Genomic DNA, 17,773 nt, shown 5'->3' on the forward strand with positions numbered 1-17,773 from the left:
CGTTAGTTAAGGTATTCTTCTTTTAGTTTTTTACCGAGAATGGTAAAGATAATAATCTTGAGATCAAGTCCGAATGACATATGTCTCACATAATTATTATTGATCCGGACCTTCTCCGGATACAGCACTTCATCATTGTACTTTACCGGATCATCCTGCAGGGCAAGTAATTCTTCCTCGCTGGAGAATTTAAGGCTTGCAGCACCGGTAAGGCCCGGTCTGATACTGAGCAAAAGCCGGTCCTCTCCTTCCAGCTTATCAGCATAACCGGGCACATCAGGCCGGGGACCCACGAAGCTCATATCTCCGATCAGGATATTCCACAACTCAGGCAATTCATCCAGTTTATATTTTCTGAGCACGGCACCCAGCGGTGTAATGCGGCACTCGCCTTTCACCGAAATTGTGCTGCCGTTGTGGTTGATGGTCATGGTTCTGAATTTGATCATTTTAAAAATCTTACCATGCCTGCCTACCCTTTGCTGTTTAAAAAAAACAGATCCTGTCATTTGAGTTTTAATAAGCAGATAAATTGCGAGAAAAACAGGGAGGGTAATTATTAGACCAAAAACAGCTGCAGTTATATCAAAAAGTCGTTTAAATATCACCTATTTCTTTTCCACAAATTGCACAAATAAATAATCGTCATCCAATTCTCTCAGCACCTTCATGAAAGAGTTGTTAGCATGTGATTTCATCACCAGACTGTTTTTCCTTGAAATGGTAGACAGTACTTTAAAACCCATTCTCCAACCAATATTGTACATAATACTGTTCATCATCCTTCCGATACCCTTGCCTTCAAACGGCTGATCAATAAGACGACCGACAAAACACTTTTTATTCCAGAAAAAACGTAAAAAGAAGTAGCCTACCATCCGATGACCTTGAAAAACTCCCATCATCAAGAAGGCCGGGTTACGGCTAACTGAAAGCAACGACTTTTGATCAAACCCATGCGGGTTGAAATAAGTCACTCGTGACGCTTCCTGAGAATCATGTAACAAACTCAGCAAAGTCAGATCCTGATGGTTTAATTGCCGGGTCTCAAAGCCAGGCAATCTGAATTCCTTAAGGGCTTTCTTAACCTCCTCATCCATCCTGCTTTTGTATAAAATTGAATACAATAAACCATTCAATTTCTCAATAGCATTCCAGATAATAGGCACTTTATGCTTGATATAGAGCAAAATTCTAATCACTATCAACTATTTATGTTACCGTATTGTCAAATAAATAGTCAAGGGTTAAATGTACTTGCTAATCATTGACTTGAGCCCTTGTTTTACAGGCAATTGCCACAACAATTTACACCAGTTATGGTTTCCTTCTACCAATTCCGGCCCATAGGAAGTAATCGCTATATCCCAGCCAATTGACTTATTTTCGGGATGAAGCAGCGCAGCTTTTGTAACCATATCGAGGGTCTCCGGCCAGAATGGGATCTTAAAACCTTCGATGGCTATTCCTGTAACAGGATGGTTTGATACTGCCGGTCTGGTAATATCACTATATACGGCAGGCCCATTCACAACGCCGGTTTCCATAAGGACCGGAGCAGCCAGATTTCCTGCACCCATATTATCAACCACCGAATTAACTGATACCCTGAGCCTGGCGCCTAAAAAAACTACAGTGCCTTGATCCAGTTGGGTAAAAATCCGCACAGTATTCAATCCTGAAGGCGATAAATCCATCAATGCAGGATGCTGTACAATATATTCCTCAGCCAGGTCAAAGCCCAGATCTTTCATCTTTATAATCAATGATTCAGGTGTAAAATTTAAGGAATCAAAAACCCTGACTTCGGCACCAACCTGACCGGTAGAGAGTTTCAGGACAATTTTCCCTGAAGGGTTGCCTAAAAGATCAATAGCTGTTTCCTGATTTAGTTCCAATTCTTTCAGCGTACAGTGCTTGTGTCTGACGAAGTCAGCATACTTTTCAAGAAATTCAATTTTATTTTCAAGAATCCCCCGGGAACGCTTTGGGTTCATAATAAGATGATATTCGTACATATACCCGCTTCCGGCCCATTCCAAGCGTTCGCTGTGAGATTTCTCATAGAATCTGAAGTAGAAATAATCAAGTAATGAAATATTATATTTAAATAAAGAAACAATACAATTTATTAATATAACAAAAGCAGGTTTTCCGGTTTCTGCAGACGCATATTTAAGAAACTTCCTCAGCTTCTTACCATCAATCTTAACAACATAATAGCCCAAATAAAGAATCCTGTTAATGCCAGATTTCATAAATGATGATTTTTAGCTTTTCACTGAAGAAGTAACCGCATTCATAATGATTTTATAGCTATTCTCAGGGTTATATTTATCTCTGAGGGCGATGAAACCATTCTCTCCCATTTGCATTCTTAACTTCTGATCATTGTACAACTGATCAAACCGTTTCCGGTAACATGCATAATCACCATATAAACAACAAAAACCTGAATTATCCTGCTTTAGCATTTCATGATAATCGGTATTAGGATCAGTAATGGCAAAAACAGGTTTACGCATATTGTAATAGCTTAAAGTTCTTGATGGGATGTTTGGAATCGTGAACTTTTCATTCAATGAGATTAGTCCGATTTCCGATTTAGAAACAAGTTTTTCATAATCTGCCCTTGGCATATAATCAATGAGTCTGATGTTTTTTAAACCTTCTCTGTCAATAAGATGCTGAAGATATGTTTTGTGGGTCCCCTTTCCGACTACAACGAAAACAACATCTTTTTTGGATGCATGAACTTTTGCAAGTTCAACCACATTATCTACTTTCTGCGAAACTCCAAGATTTCCACCGAAGATTACAATAAATTTACCAGCTAAACCATACTTATCCAGCAGGTCTTCACTTACCCCTGTCTCATATACCTGAATTCTGTTCCAATTTGGCAAAACATGAACCTTCGCCGGATCGATCCCGGGATTGTTTCTCAAAATATACGATCGGTTTCCTTCTGTCATGCAACCAATTAAGTCAGAAATCTGATATAAGCGTTTCTCAATCCATCTGAAATAATGATAAATCGGGTTATTCTTACTTAAATAACCTATATCTACAGCATTCTGAGGAAAAATATCTCTTAATATCAGGTAAAGCTTAGTACGATTTCTCTTCTTCAGCGAATAGGCGATTCTGAAAAGGGTAATAGGGGGCGTAGGAGTTATTATAAGATCGAATCGGAAATCCTTAAGGTATTTTCGGATGGCTAATCCATATTGAAAAGGCACAATTATGTTTCCTAGTCCCTTGCGAAATGGACCTACACCTAAAAGCGGAAGAGTTTTTACCCTGAGAACATCAGATAATCCCTCCCTGTATATTCCGGTTGGTTTGCCGGCCTTTTCAAAAGCAACTACGGAAACATTATGACCTCGGGCAACAAACACATCGACAAGCGAGTTGTACATGCTGACCGTATTGTTGGCATCCTCAAAATTAAACATCAGGAAAAGAACGTTCATAATCCTGATTCTAACTTAAGCCCCAAACAACCCTTTTCACGTAGTCAGTGTAAGATAAGATTATCCGAACCACTTTATCCGAAACATTTGGCATGGTGTAATCGCCAACGACCCTGAAATTTCTGTTTATGGTATCCTGATCTAATACCTGAACAAGTCCCTGCATTACCCGCTCAGGATTTAAGCCTACCATCATAACCGATGCTTCTTCCATGGCTTCGGGTCGCTCATGCGCTTCACGGATGTTCAAGGCCCTGAAATTTAGGATAGAGGACTCCTCACTGATTGTTCCACTGTCGGAAAGCACAACCTTTGCATTCGTTTGAAGTTTAATGTAATCCAGCAACCCGAAAGGTTTCATTAAATGCACGTTATCATTAAAAGTAATGCCTAATTTTTCAATCATGTGTCGTGTCCTGGGATGGGTTGTCACAATAACAGGCAATTGATAGGTTTCGCCCAAAGTATTAAGAATCTTAACCAGATTTGAAAAGTTTTTATCCGAATCAATATTCTCCTCCCGATGAGCCGATACAACAAAAAAACCATCCTTCGTTAACTTAAGTTCCTCCAGAATCAATGATTTCTCAACCTTAGGCTTAAAATGCATCAGAACTTCATACATTGGGCTACCTGTTTTAATTACACGGTCAGCCGGCAAACCTTCCTTTAAAAGATACTCACGGGCAATATCGCTGTATGTTAAATTTATATCGCTGATGTGATCTACTATCTTCCGGTTGGTTTCTTCAGGAACACGCTGATCGAAGCAACGGTTTCCTGCTTCCATATGGAAAATAGGTATACGCCTTTTCTTGGCAGGAATAGCGCATAAACAACTGTTGGTATCTCCCAATACTAAAAATGCATCAGGCTTAACACGCTCAAGAATGGGATCAATTTTTATCAGTATCTGACCAATGGTTTCAGTTGCATTATGACCAGCGGCGTCAAGAAAAAAATCTGGTTTTCTAAGATCAAGGTCATTAAAGAAAACTTCATTCAATTCGTAATCATAATTTTGACCGGTATGTACCAAAATATGATCAATAGCCTCACTATTATCCAGTTTTTGAAGAACACGCGACAACCGGATAATCTCGGGACGTGTGCCTACGACGGTCAGAACTTTAAGTTTTTTCATACTCAACTGAATCTGTCAATTCCTTTATTTTACTGATTTCCAAACTAATACTATGCCCATCTATTTTTTTCAGGGCAACCCCGGTGAAGAACAGATGAGTATCATCACCAACTAAATATTCCGGAAAACGGCACAGCCCAAACTGAAAATATCTGTGATCCCAGCAATCTTTAGCAAATTTTGCAATAACTATTGACCTTTTAATGGAATCATCATACATCCAAATATATGCATGCTGATCCTTATTAATTTCCGACGGCTCAATGGTTGTACTGAAAAAACAGCGACTACCAATTTTAACAGATTTTATAACAGAGCCCTGAATTCCAGCCAGTGTTGAAACCTTTAAGGAAGACCGGTCAATTTGTTTAATATAATTCCTGGCAGTTTCCGAATCTGTTCCATAGAGTATCTTATCGCCGTAAAACAGAAGGTTGCACGTACGGTACTCCTGTCCCCCTCTGAAAACAATATTAAAAGTGCTGAACTGATCACTGGAGTATCCAATCATACACTCTCCTTCAAGATCTCCTGTAGTCACCCAGACTGAATTTTCGAATTCATCAAAATGTAACCCATGAATATGCCGGATACTCCCTGCCGGAAAAGTATATACCACCTTCCAGGTCTCTCCCGAGTCCTCTGACATGTAAATATTCACGCTTGTCCTTTCTGCATTGTGAAAATACTCACCAAAATATAAAAATCCATGGCTATCCTCACAAATATTCAGAGGCCGGTTACCTCTCGGTATTCTGAAGCACTGCTCAAATTTTCCGGATGCAGCACTAAATTTATAAATTCCGCCCTTGGCTATGCATATCACCTCTTTGTTTCTGAGGGTTTTGTAAAAATGAACTTCCGCCCTGAATAACCTGGCTAACAGCCTGAACCGTGATAAAATTGCAAATTTAAGGTCATTTACCCTGGAAAAATAACTCCACCGGGCATTTCTTCGGTCAAACCGGAATAGCCGGTATCCACTGGCCCCAATAAGATAATCTTTTCCCGCTTCGGCAATCCGGATATTTTTAAGAACTTCTCCGTTCAATTTATCTGAAAACAATAACCGCGATAAAACCTCTTTATACCGCATCAGTCAAACCTTTTCAAAATAGGTATCCGGATCATCCGGATCATACCACTCATTAATCCAGAAAATGGTATAGAGATCATCTTTGCCAACATTTGTAATGTTATGGGTATGCCATACCGGCATATCCACAAATGAAGGGCTTTCCCCATCTAGTAAAAACTCAAGAATCCGGCTTTCACCTATCCTTCGTAACTGTATCACTGCTTTACCACGGATCACCGCAAACCTTTCAATTTTACGGGTATGATAATGATTACCACGGGTTATACCTGGCTTTGTAGTTGAGAAAGAAACCTGCCCGCCAACACCCAGCCTGACAACTTCAACAAATGCCCCCCGGGTATCTGAATGCTGCGTAAGTTTAACCGGGAAAAACGTTTTGGAATCAATATAGCTTCGAAATGTGTTGAAAAGATTAACTTTATAGGAGCTGTCCAAAACAGGAATGATCCCTTTCTCCAGATAAAATTCCTTAAATATCCGGAGCATTCCAAGTATTTCGCTGACTTTTAGTTTCAAATTAAAAGGAACACGGTAACCTGTGGTTTGGATTTCACCTGAAATAGCCTTGTAAAACTCCCTGAAAAGGTCGTCGATGTATATAAGTTTTATTTCACTGTCAACATGTATTTCCGGTTCTCCGCCAGTCGCCAGCAGATGACAGAATGTAGCTACGACTGAATTGTAAAAGGGCTTACCGAAAGGGCCAAACACATTGGGGATAAGCATGGAGGTAAAAAATGATCCGCTTTGTTGTGACCACTGCTCCAGTAAAAGCCTGCCTTCTCTTTTCGATTTCCCATAGACATTATCCAACTCCTCCTGTATGGATGATGAGAAAATCACATGAGGTTTTGAAGAAGTCCGCTGTAAGGAAGCTATAAGCTTCTGCACCAATCCAATGTTTGTATGATAGAGAAGGTCTGCATCCTGATTCCGGTTCATTGCAGCCAGATGAATGATTACATCACACGAGTGAACAAATTCATCCATGGATGCATCTTCTTCAAAATATGAATCACAGAAAGGAATACGGACTATATCGGGCATCAGTCCCAATTGATTATAGAAATGCGTCCCGATAAAACCTGACTGCCCGGTAATACCAACTTTTTTCATTCCAGATAAAACTTTAAACGATAATGTGATTCAGCATCTTTACAATAAAAAGTTATTTCTGAAAATGATTTTTCAGATGCCAAGGTCATTTCTGACCATTTCCAGCTTAAGCAGCAGTCGTTTTGTCCCTTCAACATCAAGCCGTTCAGTATTGTGTGAATGATAATCCTCCAGGGAGGACAGCTTCTCCTGCCCTTCGGAGAAATAGCTTTCATAGTTCAGGTCGCGGTTATCAGACTTCACCCTGAAATAATTCCCCATATCCGAAGCTTTTGCCATTTCTTCCCTGTTAACAAGGGTCTCATAAAGCTTTTCTCCATGCCTTGTGCCTATAATCTTGATCTTGCTTTTTGAGTTATACAACTCAATTAATGCCTGTGCAAGATCATGAATGGTTGATGCCGGAGATTTCTGTATAAAAATATCGCCATTCTTTCCATTCATATATGCAAATAAAACCAGATCAACCGCATCATCAAGCGTCATCATAAATCTGGTCATACTGGGATCCGTAACGGTCAGATCCCTTCCTGCTTTAATCTGGTCAATAAAAAGTGGTATCACAGACCCGCGGGAGGCCATGACGTTGCCATATCTGGTTCCACATATTACCGTCTTGGATTTCTCGGGTAAACTTCTTGCTTTGGCAACCATCACCTTTTCCATCATAGCCTTGCTTAGTCCCATAGCATTAATAGGATAAACAGCCTTATCTGTACTCAAAAGAATAATTTTCTGAACCCCGTTTTCCACTGCAGAATCCAAAACATTACCTGCTCCGATAACATTGGTTTTCACAGCTTCCATCGGAAAAAATTCGCAGGACGGGACCTGTTTCAACGCCGCGGCATGAAAAATATAATCTGCTCCTAATACAGCGATGTCAACACTATGCCTGTCCCGAACGTCTCCGATATAGAATTTCACTTTCGGATTATTCAGCATATGCCGCATATCATCCTGCTTTTTTTCATCACGGCTGAATATCCTGATTTCTCTGATATCCGTTGTAAGAAACCGGTTAAGTACTGCATTCCCGAAAGAGCCGGTCCCTCCGGTAATTAACAAAGTTTTATCCTTAAACATCTGGGCAATATTTTAATTAAAAGATCTTTTAAAATCAATTACTGAGAACACTTTCATACAGTCTTATGTATTCCGTATTCTTGGATAATTTATTGAAATTTTCCACAGCTCTCTTTCTGCAAAAATCCTCATATACTCCTTTCCCAACATCTAGGGTTTTATTGATCGATTCAAAGAGACGCTTGACATCGCCCTTCTCAACAATCAACCCTGTATTATCATCTACCGCTTCCGGGCTTCCACCAGTTCTGTATGTTATAACCGGTGTACCACAGGCCAGGGCTTCGATATTGGTCGTAGGGAAATTATCAACAAAGGTTGGATTAACAAACACATCGGCCATTGAGTAAAGTTCAGCTAGATCATTTAAACTTTCAGTTCTTCTGATTCCAATGACATTGCCAGGAAGATCTTTGATCTGAGATTTTTTTAGCCCTACCAGGATAATAACCTGATCTTCCGATAGCATGGAACTCAATTTAATAAAATCACTCAATCCTTTTCTTCTGTCCCAGATACTTGCAACCCCCAAAATCACATTCCTGCCTGAAACACCATATCGGCGTTTTAACTTCTCCCGTTGCCTGGAAGGCCTGAAAACATTAACATCAACCCCGTTATGAATGATTTCAACCGGATAGCCACTTAAAAATGATTGCTTAAGCAATCCGGCCATCCATGCAGAAGGGGCAACAAATGTAAGCTTTTCGAGGCCGGAAAACAGATGTTTTTTCTTTATGAAATTTACCCTTGAGTTATCAACGACCAAACTCCTCGGGTAAGCCATTCTGTTTGGGCATGAATAGCATTCTGACTTCCATTTGTTGCATCCGACATAATCAAAATAGCTGCAATGGCCAGTAAATGGCCAGCAATCGTGCAATGTCCAGATCACGGGTTTTTGAATCTTTTTCAGATAATTAAACAGTACCTCAATATTAAGATAATAGCCATGAAGATTGTGCAAATGAATGAGATCAGGATTAATTAGGGAAACTTTTTTAACAAACCTCACAGTTGCAAAACGTGAACCAAAACCATGCATATCAAATAAACGCGTGGTAATGCCATGAAGGCTTTGATCAAATCCTGAACCGATTTTTATCAGTTTGGATGCGCTGGGCCTTAATTTTCTGCCATATCCTATGTAACTGGTGTGACCTGTATCAACCAGAATTTCGCCAATCTCCTCAGCAATTCTGCCTGGCGCTACTGTACGCAAAGTTGTATTAATTTGCTGAATGATCATATAGCAGTTTCAGTATTTGTTAAATGTTTCTGATATAGTGTCGGCTTTAAACACAGCTATACTTTGCGGGAAAGTATAAAAGAAGTGCTGATAGTGAGATCTGAATCAGGCAAGCCGGCATACCGGGGAGCCAATTTTTCCCGTTTAACTGATCCACCCTGAATCTGATTAATCTCAGATATCACCTCAAATCCATTTTGCTTATGTAATCTGACATGCACACTATGGGGTTCCCGGTTGATGGCAAACTTACGCCCTCCTTTGACAAATTCCCATTCCCAGTCTTTGAAAGTCAAGTGTCCATTCCAGGTTTTTGTCATTCCAAGCGACTTATAATCAATAACATGTGACATGTATCCACCTCTTCGCATCCAGAGCTGCATTGAAGCATATGCTTCGTCAAGTGTATTTACCTGCTCCAGCACAGACTGAGAAAATATAAAATCAACGGAATCATTTTGAATAATATCACTATTGTTCCATGGTGCATATGTCTTAATGAATCTGTTGTTCTTATTACCAGGATTGGAAATTTCTTCACAAATTTTTCTTACACGGTTTTCAGAAAGTGACTCCTCCAGTAATTCCGGAGTAAGCATTTGAAAAGGGAAACCATAATCCGATATTTCAGGGAAAAGCAATGGAAACTCCTTTTTATCGGGGATCATTTCCTTATTTCTGAACATTGCCAACAGTTCATGAAAAACCCTGATATTTCTTTCCTTATTCCAATAATTGATCTCATCCATCGCGAAATAAGTTTCAGACCCGGATAATAATGCAGCCAGCCCAACACCAATTGAGTCTCCGGGACCGAGTTCCGCAACAACCTCCGGGACTTTCCCCCCATTTTGCTTCGCTAAATAATTTAAGTGTCTGAACCAAACAGCATAACAATATCTGCTGTTTGAAGTAGCCCCAGCTGAGACAGGCATTAATTTTGCAATCAAGTCGGAATATTTCAAAATGCCGACAATTAAAGGCCTTATGCGCACCTCTGAAAAGAGAATCCTCATCCTATAAATACTACCTGAAAAGCATTAGACATGCATGTAATGCAAATGTCCAACCCGGTTTATTACTAATAAAATTTCTCCTTACCTTTCATCATCAACTCGCCCAACCGGTCGCTGGTAAAAAATTCTACTTCAGGCCAGCGTTGGGTGATCTCTTTTAACAACCTGTTAAACTGACGCAGGTTATTGTCACGATTCTTTTGATCAATTGTTCCAATAAAATTGAGTCTGTGCGCACTGATAATTGCAGGCTTTTTCATTTTAAAGGCAACCTCCATCCTCTTGAGACAATAAGAGGCCTCATCCGGATTACCGCTCAGGCTTGGTTCGAAATATGCATTTCTTACCAGGTAAAGTTGATTCAATCCATTCTTCTGACCTGTAAAATGGAATCTTCTATTAAAATTGTGCTTTCCATCTTTACAGAATGGTTCCAGTTGCCTCGCTATTCCCTGAATATACTTAACTCCCTTATCATTAACTGCCCTTTCAATTTTGTCATTCCAAATGAAACAACATGAAATAAAAGAGCGGGACGCATAGCCAAAAATATTTTCAAAGATTCTTAGCCCGTCATGAATTATTCCGGCTTTTTCCATCTCCTCTTCCACAGAAAAACTGTCATATGCCTCCATATAGCCGAATTTCATTCCGGATGACTCAGAACTGATGCTGATCATGCCATGGCGGAAAGCTTCGCGGACCATATCAACGTCACTTCGTAATGCCATCATCCATTTTGAAACATTGATATGTTCACGCCCATGAAACTGCGGGTAAAATATCCCGGAGCTCATGCCGCTTCTCCATAATTCAAAACTCCCTGCATGTGCCGGATAGCGTTTCAGGGTTTCAGTAAACGGCTCATATCTATATTCCTGAAAGCCGGATTTTTCAATCGCTGCAAAATCAGGATTACAAACAATCGTATTTGCGGTTATTACCGGAGGAGATCCGTTTTTATCCTTATAAGAAACCAGGACCTCAAACAAATTTGACAAATCGCTTTCTCCCGCCAGTGAATCATATTTCAGGAAAGGGTCTGAATCAACTTTATAGCCTTTTGCAAGCAGATGATCATACACTGATCTTGAAGGCATCCTGATGCTCCCCCAATCATCTGACTCAATCACTACAATCTTCCGGGAAGTATTCCAACCCGGAAGATTCTGCAACAGACTTACAAGAAAATTTCTAACCCGCACTTCTTATTAAAAATATTGATTCAAGGCCATTGGAAACCGGGATACTATTTTTTTTCAATGATTTGTTTGTACAAGTTAATATAGTCACCGAACCGGTCATACTTGTTATATAATAATTCAGCTCTTTTCCGGCACTGGGATGAGAATGAATCTTTCCCTGCTTCTATAACCGACCTCAAAGCCGCTTTTAATTCTGTAATACTCCCTTTTTCAACTATTCGCCCGGTATGTTCATCCAATGCTTCAGGGCTTCCACCTGTTTTATAGGTAACAACCGGGGTACCACAAGCCAATGCCTCCAGATTTGTTGTCGGAAAATTATCCACATATGTTGGATTAACGAAAACATTGGCCCTTGAATAAAGCATAGCCAGTTCCTTCTGATTTTCCGTCCTTGATAAACCAATAATATTTGATGGCAGATGCCTTCGCTGTTTTTTACTCAATCCTATCAGCAGGATTTTTTCCTTTGCTTCAAGCGTTTTACTTAATTGAAGGAAATCGTCCAGTCCTTTATGCTTACCCCAGATATTTGCTACACCTAAAATCAAAATGTCATCCTCTTCAACGCCAAAGCCCTGAGTATGCATCAGGCCATTATTGATTTGAAATGTCTTCAGATCAATTCCATTATTAATAACAGAAACATTATATCCGGCCAGGAAGGATTCTTTCAGTATATCTGACAACCATACTGAAGGAGTTACCAATACAAGGTTATCAAGCCCGGAAAACAATTTCTTCTTTTCATTATAATTTTGCCTCGAATTATCTAACCAAATACTTCGCGGGTAAGAATCTTTATTTGGACACTCAAAGCACTGATCTTTCCATTTATTACAACCAACAAGATCAAAATGGCTGCAATGTCCTGTAAACGGCCAGCAATCATGTAATGTCCAGACAACAGGCTTTCCGGAACATCTCAAAAAATCAAATAACACCTTTATATTCAGGAAGTACCCATGAATATTATGAAGGTGAATAATATCCGGACTAATCCTTTCAACCTGGCTGATGAACCGCATGGTTGCCTGACGACTCCCAAATCCATGACGGTCTAACAGACGGGTTTTTATTCCGTGCACGGTCTGATCAATAAAACTACCTATCCTGATTGTTTCTGATACGCTTTCCCTTACTTTCCGGCCATACCCGAAGTAGCTGCTATGTCCTTTGGAAATCAGCACCTGCCCGATCTCCTCCGCTATCCTTCCCGGTGCTGAAGCACTCAAAGTTGTATTTATCTGTAATACTTTCATTTTAAACTACCTTTAATAATCCATGACAGAATATATTTTTTCCATAATAGCATCATCATCAAATACTTCCGCCCTTTCACGGGACTTTTGTTTATAAAACTCTCTTAATTCTGAATTATTAATCATGGTTCTCAAGCCATGATATATTCCTTCTGCTGTTTTATTTGTCATCATACCATATTGACCCTCAGCGACAAGTTCCCTGCATCCGCTGCAATCTGTAACAACGACAGGAAGCCCAAGAATCATGGCTTCTCCCAGGGCAGTCGGAAGTCCTTCAGAAAGAGATGTCATAACAAAAATGTCAGATTGCTTTAGAAACGGATACGGATTTATATGAAATCCCTTAAGTTCAACAAAATCTTCCAGATCAAGACTCTCTATCTGTGACAATAATTCATGTTCAAGGTAACCATTTCCCAGTATCCGAATTTTAAATTTTAAATCATCGTTCTTCAAAAGCAATGCAGCATTAATCAGCAGATCATAACCCTTAACCGGCAGCAACACCCCCAGGGCAATAATGTTGATAATGCTGTCATCAAATTTCTCGTCTATAGGATAATCTGACAATTTACAGATTTTTTCAGTATCCAGCACGTTGTAAATAACAGATTTCAATGTCTTACATGTAAATATACCTTCAAATTCCTGCCTTGAGTCATTAGAGACAAAAACAATATGATCCAGTTTGCTGTACCGGTTTTGTATTATTCGATCCTTATAGGCTCCCTGATAGAACTTCCCAAAATTATGATAGGTCTGATAACTGGAATGCACCCAGGCTATCCTCTTTGAAATCTTATTATCGAGAAAAAAGAGTATATCTGTGAAGGAGCTATCCAAAAATGATATTCCGACATGATAATTCCCTGGAATTCTGCGATTCACTATCCATTTATACAGCCGGTTTATATTGAACCTTATGTGGAAGTTTACTAAAATCTTACAGACCAATGAGCTATCGAAGACTGTAATCAACTTTACCTGTTCAGGAATCTGATTAAAGAAAATGCCTCTGTTTTCAACAACGCAAAGATCAACCTCATAGCGGTTGTAATCTAATTTTCCAAGCAGATTTACCAACACGCGTTCAGCACCTCCTTCTTCAAGAGATGGTATAATAAACAATATTTTAATTCTGGCCATTTAACTAATTTCTCGTTTTGCTTCTACTAATCAGATCGCCTAATTGATCTGATGACATAAATTCTACATCAGGCCATTTTGAAATTATGCCTGTAAGCAATTGCCGGAGCAATTTCAAACCATTATTGCGGTTAGCAGGGTCGAGCGATCCCACATAGTTCAACCGGTGAGAACTGATAATTGCAGGTTTTCCCCAGGCAAAAGCAATCCCAATCCGTTTGAGCGATTCACCCACATTGTCTAAATCAGGGGTATGACTTGGTTCGAAAAAAACATTCCTGATCAGGTACCGCTGACCAAAATTGTTATGCTGTCCTAAATAATGATATTTCAGTTTATACCTGAAAGGAATCCCTTGAATTGGCTGAAATTGATTGATCATTCCCTGAAGATATCTGACTCCGCCCTTACTTAAAGTTGCCTCAAGTGCACTACTCCAAATATAGCAAGGTGCCATGAATGACTCTGAATTAAACCCCCATATATTTCTAAAAACATTAAGCCCATCAGCTAGTATATCAGGCAAGAGATCATATTGCTCTTTGGTGTGGAATGCAAGTGCATCAGTGTATTCATTAAAATACACAGGATCAGGTTCAGCATGTACGCTGAACATTCCAAATTTAAAAGCTTCTAAAACCGATTTTCTGCCTTCTTGTAATGAGGCCATCCATAAAGGGACATTAAGGTGTTCTCTGCCATGAAACTGAGGTTTAAGAAAATTCTTGGCAATTCCCTCCTGATATAGCCTGAAAACACGGTTGTGATTGGGGTACCTTTCTAATGTTTTTGTAAATGGTTCGTAATAATAATTCTGAAAATTATCCGATTTTATTCTTTCGAAATCAGGATTTGCAACAAGGCAATTGGCCGTAAAAATTGCCCCGTTTCCATTTTTATCTTTTACAGAACTTAAAACATCCAACAACAACTCCAGATCATCATTTGATTCAAGTGCATCAAAGTAATTATAAGGATCCTTGTCAACAGGATAGCCGAGCTTTAAAAAATAATTCAAAGCCTCTTTTGAAGCCATTCTGACTGAACCCCAATCGTCAGATTCAAAGACAACAATCTTTCGCTTTGAACGCCACCCGGGAATATTGATCAGGTTATGGGTTATTCTTTTAGGTATTAAAAAAGATAATGCCAAATTATTTTCTTCAATATGTTAAGTTTTATTTTCTATTCAGGCCTTATAAAATCAATGTAACCGGACGTTGCATCAGGCCTGCTGATTATTTTGCCCGGATTGCCTATAACAATTGAATGGTCAGGTACATCAAAATTCACAAAAGCACCGGGTGCAATTAGTACATCATTGCCTATCCTGATACCACCGACAATAATTGAATTGGTTCCCATCCAAACAAAATCTCCTATAACCGGTACCCCGCATTTTTCTCCTCTAACTGTTTGGCCTATGGTCACCCCTGGTGCAATATTGCAATTCTTGCCGATCACAGCCTTTTCATTGATGATAACATTACCCTGATGACCAATGTAAAAACCTTCACCAATAATGGCATTAAAAGGAATCTGATAGCCAAATTTATAGGAATACCTTCTCAAAAGAATCTTGTAAAAAATCCAGGTGATAGACTTTACCCTTGCTTTCGAAGCTTTTCTTAAAAAATACATATACCTGAAACCCGGCACACGCAAACATCTTAAAAAAGTCCAAAAGCTATACTCCCGGTTAAAATATCTGTAAAGATCAGATTTAATAATACTATCCATTTCTATTACTTAATCTCATGTAAATATTAGAACGCAATTACGATTAGTCAGATTCTTAATTTAACTGTATTCTTAAAAAATCGGGAATATCAATCCGGTTGAAGGTATTATTATCACCCAAATAAAAACTCATAGTATTGCATCCCCACCCTTTCAATGCTATACCGACTAATCATAAGTCTGGAATTAACTCCCATCTCAGCTTGCATCCCTTCATTGCCCATCAATTCCGATAATTTCTCAACGAACAAATTATCATCAAACATTGGTATCAGGAAACCATTTTTACCATCTTCAATCATATCAGATGGACCGGCCAAACAATCATATGCTATTACAGGAAGTCCGGCAGCCATGGCTTCACCTATTACATTGGGGAAACCTTCGGAACTGGATGTAAATGCAAATATTTTACTTTTTCGGTAAAACTCATCTACTTTATTTGAATTTCCGGCAAGAATCACCCGATCCTCCGCATTTAAGTTGCGAATCTTTTCCTGAAGTACTGATTTAACATCTGAATATGCGACATCCCCTCCAACAATCACCAGTTTCCATCCGGACATATTCACCTTGAGAAAAATATCAATCAACAAATCATGATGTTTTGAAGGAATCAATCGACCAACGCTCAGTACAACATTTTCCCTTAAAACACTTGAAGAATTCCCATCGCGATTATCTATCGGGTTCCCTATGATGGCAATATTGGAATGTGAAATCATTTTTGCGTAGATGTCCCTTGCCGCATTTGTTTGTGTAATAATCCCTTTAGCCAACGGATACAGGACTTTCCGGAGTTTGTCATGAAAAAATCCAAGGCTTTTATCAGGTTGACATCTGTCAGAAATATAAATTGGTGTACGAAAACCTAGTAATGAAATCAAAACAAAACTATTCCAATACTCCCCAAAACTTAATATGACATCCGGATTGATAAGTTTTATCTCTTTTCGAATAAAAAGTAAAGTTCTTATTGTACTTATAAATCTTGACTCGTTATCGAAATCAAAATTCGGCTTATGGATTGAGATCGTTTCAGGAAGTTTAAAAAATATTTTTTTTGAAATACCATATAAAATCAGGTGAACTTCAACATCCTCTTTGGATGTGAAATACTGAGCCAGTAGACTCATAGCCTTTTGCATCCCACCAGGCCCTAAGGTTGAAATAAGAAGACAAAGTTTCTTTTTTCTCATTGTTTTTGGGCCACCTGGTTCACAACCAGATCCACCATCCATCCATAAGGATTAAACTTACCTTCATGCCATTTCAGTTGACGATCCCAATATCCAAAATCGAATTGCTGGGGGTCATAGCCAAATCCATAACTGACTTCAACAATTAATGGACCGGTTTCCGATATAACAAAATCAAATGCCGCTGTCTGGAGTTTAAGTTGTTCAGCAACACTAAAACCAATTTTAACCGCCTCTATCGGAATCCTGGACATATCATGCTCCTGCATACCCCCACCCGACGCCCTGAAGTCACCTTTCCTGACCCGACGCCTGAGCGCAAATATCCTGTCAGCAACATATGTTATTCTGATATCATGCGTATTACCCGGAATAAAATCCTGAAAATAGGCATAACCTCTCTCTCTTCCGGCAACACGGGAATACGGGGTTCTAATAAAAAGATGTCCGACTCCTTTTATCACTCCAAAAAACGATTCTTTTCCTTTGCGATAGTGATTGATCCTGTCTTTTAAAATGCCATAACTATTATAATTACTAAAACCCCGGCCAAAAGCTCTGTTAATTAATCTAACCGCTTCATCATAATTTGCAGCCAATCTTACATTAGCGCCAGATGATCCGCCCCTGAGTTTAAAAACTTTGGGGAATATAGTTTTACGTACCCAATTCAAAGCAGCGGTTTTCGAGTAAAACACATATGAAGGAACCAATGGTGCGTTGATTGACTCCAAAAGATATTTCTGCCCGACTTTATCATCGAAATGCCAACCGGTACGAAAATCAGGAAATACAATTTTACCGGCCATTTCAAGTGAGTAAAGCAATTGTTTTGCGAATAGGATATCCTTGGCAAACATGTGATGATGATGCCACATCAGTGCATCACAGTCAGCAAGTTGCTGGATAATATCAGACCGGTAACAATCAACCACCTTGTAATCAATTGCATTCTCCTTGCAGTATTCGATCCAATAAGAACTGAATGACACTTCTGAATGATGAATTGCAATTTTCATGATAATAAACCGC

At 39.2% G+C, this 17,773-nt stretch carries 17 protein-coding genes; all 17 read right to left on the reverse strand.

Annotation, left to right across the window (positions count from 1 at the left end; translation table 11 throughout):
* Positions 1-2 precede the first annotated feature (2 nt).
* Entirely contained in the window at positions 3-608 is a 606-nt protein-coding gene (locus TBC1_RS15860) for a sugar transferase (protein ID WP_062044980.1), read from the reverse strand.
* Positions 609-1,202 (reverse strand): hypothetical protein, encoded by a 594-nt coding sequence (locus tag TBC1_RS15865; protein WP_172668917.1) that lies wholly within the window; start codon positions 1,200-1,202, stop codon positions 609-611.
* 45 nt (positions 1,203-1,247) lie between these two features.
* Positions 1,248-2,258: a sugar-transfer associated ATP-grasp domain-containing protein gene (locus TBC1_RS15870; protein WP_062044983.1), complete on the reverse strand. Its 1,011-nt coding sequence runs from the start codon at positions 2,256-2,258 to the stop codon at positions 1,248-1,250.
* Between the two features lie 12 nt (positions 2,259-2,270).
* Positions 2,271-3,476: a glycosyltransferase family 4 protein gene (locus TBC1_RS15875; RefSeq protein ID WP_062044985.1), complete on the reverse strand. Its 1,206-nt coding sequence runs from the start codon at positions 3,474-3,476 to the stop codon at positions 2,271-2,273.
* A 10-nt stretch (positions 3,477-3,486) separates the two neighbouring features.
* On the reverse strand, positions 3,487-4,620 hold the full coding sequence (gene wecB / locus TBC1_RS15880) for a non-hydrolyzing UDP-N-acetylglucosamine 2-epimerase (RefSeq protein WP_062044987.1): 1,134 nt from the start codon (positions 4,618-4,620) through the stop codon (positions 3,487-3,489).
* Positions 4,607-5,671 carry a hypothetical protein gene (locus TBC1_RS15885; RefSeq protein ID WP_137305800.1) on the reverse strand — a complete coding sequence of 355 codons (1,065 nt, stop codon included), beginning with the start codon at positions 5,669-5,671 and terminating at the stop codon, positions 4,607-4,609. The genes wecB and TBC1_RS15885 overlap by 14 nt, the downstream gene beginning before the upstream one ends.
* 48 nt (positions 5,672-5,719) lie before the next feature.
* Positions 5,720-6,835, reverse strand: a complete 1,116-nt coding sequence (locus tag TBC1_RS15890) for a polysaccharide biosynthesis C-terminal domain-containing protein (RefSeq protein WP_062044991.1) — start codon at positions 6,833-6,835, stop codon at positions 5,720-5,722.
* Positions 6,836-6,907: 72 nt separating this feature from the next.
* Positions 6,908-7,921, reverse strand: a complete 1,014-nt coding sequence (locus TBC1_RS15895) for a polysaccharide biosynthesis protein (protein WP_062044992.1) — start codon at positions 7,919-7,921, stop codon at positions 6,908-6,910.
* A 34-nt stretch (positions 7,922-7,955) separates the two neighbouring features.
* Positions 7,956-9,170 carry a glycosyltransferase gene (locus TBC1_RS15900; RefSeq protein ID WP_062044995.1) on the reverse strand — a complete coding sequence of 405 codons (1,215 nt, stop codon included), beginning with the start codon at positions 9,168-9,170 and terminating at the stop codon, positions 7,956-7,958.
* 56 nt (positions 9,171-9,226) lie between these two features.
* Complete coding sequence (locus tag TBC1_RS15905; RefSeq protein ID WP_172668919.1) at positions 9,227-10,135, reverse strand: hypothetical protein; 909 nt, start codon at positions 10,133-10,135, stop codon at positions 9,227-9,229.
* Positions 10,136-10,251: 116 nt separating this feature from the next.
* Entirely contained in the window at positions 10,252-11,286 is a 1,035-nt protein-coding gene (locus tag TBC1_RS15910; RefSeq protein WP_137305804.1) for a hypothetical protein, read from the reverse strand.
* 149 nt (positions 11,287-11,435) lie between these two features.
* Positions 11,436-12,653: a glycosyltransferase gene (locus tag TBC1_RS15915; RefSeq protein ID WP_062045001.1), complete on the reverse strand. Its 1,218-nt coding sequence runs from the start codon at positions 12,651-12,653 to the stop codon at positions 11,436-11,438.
* Positions 12,654-12,665: 12 nt separating this feature from the next.
* Positions 12,666-13,802: a glycosyltransferase gene (locus TBC1_RS15920; RefSeq protein WP_062045003.1), complete on the reverse strand. Its 1,137-nt coding sequence runs from the start codon at positions 13,800-13,802 to the stop codon at positions 12,666-12,668.
* 4 nt (positions 13,803-13,806) lie between these two features.
* Complete coding sequence (locus tag TBC1_RS15925) at positions 13,807-14,838, reverse strand: hypothetical protein (protein WP_236695687.1); 1,032 nt, start codon at positions 14,836-14,838, stop codon at positions 13,807-13,809.
* A 149-nt stretch (positions 14,839-14,987) separates the two neighbouring features.
* The gene (locus tag TBC1_RS15930) at positions 14,988-15,443 is read right to left on the reverse strand and encodes a serine O-acetyltransferase (RefSeq protein WP_236695688.1); all 456 of its coding nucleotides are present in this window, start codon (positions 15,441-15,443) and stop codon (positions 14,988-14,990) included.
* 212 nt (positions 15,444-15,655) lie between these two features.
* On the reverse strand, positions 15,656-16,783 hold the full coding sequence (locus tag TBC1_RS15935; protein WP_082189669.1) for a glycosyltransferase: 1,128 nt from the start codon (positions 16,781-16,783) through the stop codon (positions 15,656-15,658).
* A complete protein-coding gene (locus tag TBC1_RS15940) occupies positions 16,738-17,760 on the reverse strand; it encodes an ATP-grasp domain-containing protein (protein WP_062045011.1) in 1,023 nt (340 codons plus the stop codon). Before TBC1_RS15940 ends, TBC1_RS15935 begins: the two co-directional genes overlap by 46 nt.
* Between the last annotated feature and the right edge of the window lie 13 nt (positions 17,761-17,773).

Source organism: Lentimicrobium saccharophilum, assembly GCF_001192835.1.
GTDB classification, from domain to species: domain Bacteria; phylum Bacteroidota; class Bacteroidia; order Bacteroidales; family Lentimicrobiaceae; genus Lentimicrobium; species Lentimicrobium saccharophilum.

Coding starts and splice junctions, on each gene's coding strand:
- TBC1_RS15870 (WP_062044983.1), bottom strand. CDS start 2,258: ATGAAATCTGGCATTAACAGGATTCTTTATTTGGGCTATTATGTTGTT.
- TBC1_RS15875 (WP_062044985.1), bottom strand. CDS start 3,476: ATGAACGTTCTTTTCCTGATGTTTAATTTTGAGGATGCCAACAATACG.
- wecB (WP_062044987.1), bottom strand. CDS start 4,620: ATGAAAAAACTTAAAGTTCTGACCGTCGTAGGCACACGTCCCGAGATT.
- TBC1_RS15890 (WP_062044991.1), bottom strand. CDS start 6,835: ATGAAAAAAGTTGGTATTACCGGGCAGTCAGGTTTTATCGGGACGCAT.
- TBC1_RS15895 (WP_062044992.1), bottom strand. CDS start 7,921: ATGTTTAAGGATAAAACTTTGTTAATTACCGGAGGGACCGGCTCTTTC.
- TBC1_RS15900 (WP_062044995.1), bottom strand. CDS start 9,170: ATGATCATTCAGCAAATTAATACAACTTTGCGTACAGTAGCGCCAGGC.
- TBC1_RS15910 (WP_137305804.1), bottom strand. CDS start 11,286: ATGCCTTCAAGATCAGTGTATGATCATCTGCTTGCAAAAGGCTATAAA.
- TBC1_RS15915 (WP_062045001.1), bottom strand. CDS start 12,653: ATGAAAGTATTACAGATAAATACAACTTTGAGTGCTTCAGCACCGGGA.
- TBC1_RS15920 (WP_062045003.1), bottom strand. CDS start 13,802: ATGGCCAGAATTAAAATATTGTTTATTATACCATCTCTTGAAGAAGGA.
- TBC1_RS15925 (WP_236695687.1), bottom strand. CDS start 14,838: ATGGCTTCAAAAGAGGCTTTGAATTATTTTTTAAAGCTCGGCTATCCT.
- TBC1_RS15930 (WP_236695688.1), bottom strand. CDS start 15,443: ATGTATTTTTTAAGAAAAGCTTCGAAAGCAAGGGTAAAGTCTATCACC.
- TBC1_RS15935 (WP_082189669.1), bottom strand. CDS start 16,783: ATGGATGGTGGATCTGGTTGTGAACCAGGTGGCCCAAAAACAATGAGA.
- TBC1_RS15940 (WP_062045011.1), bottom strand. CDS start 17,760: ATGAAAATTGCAATTCATCATTCAGAAGTGTCATTCAGTTCTTATTGG.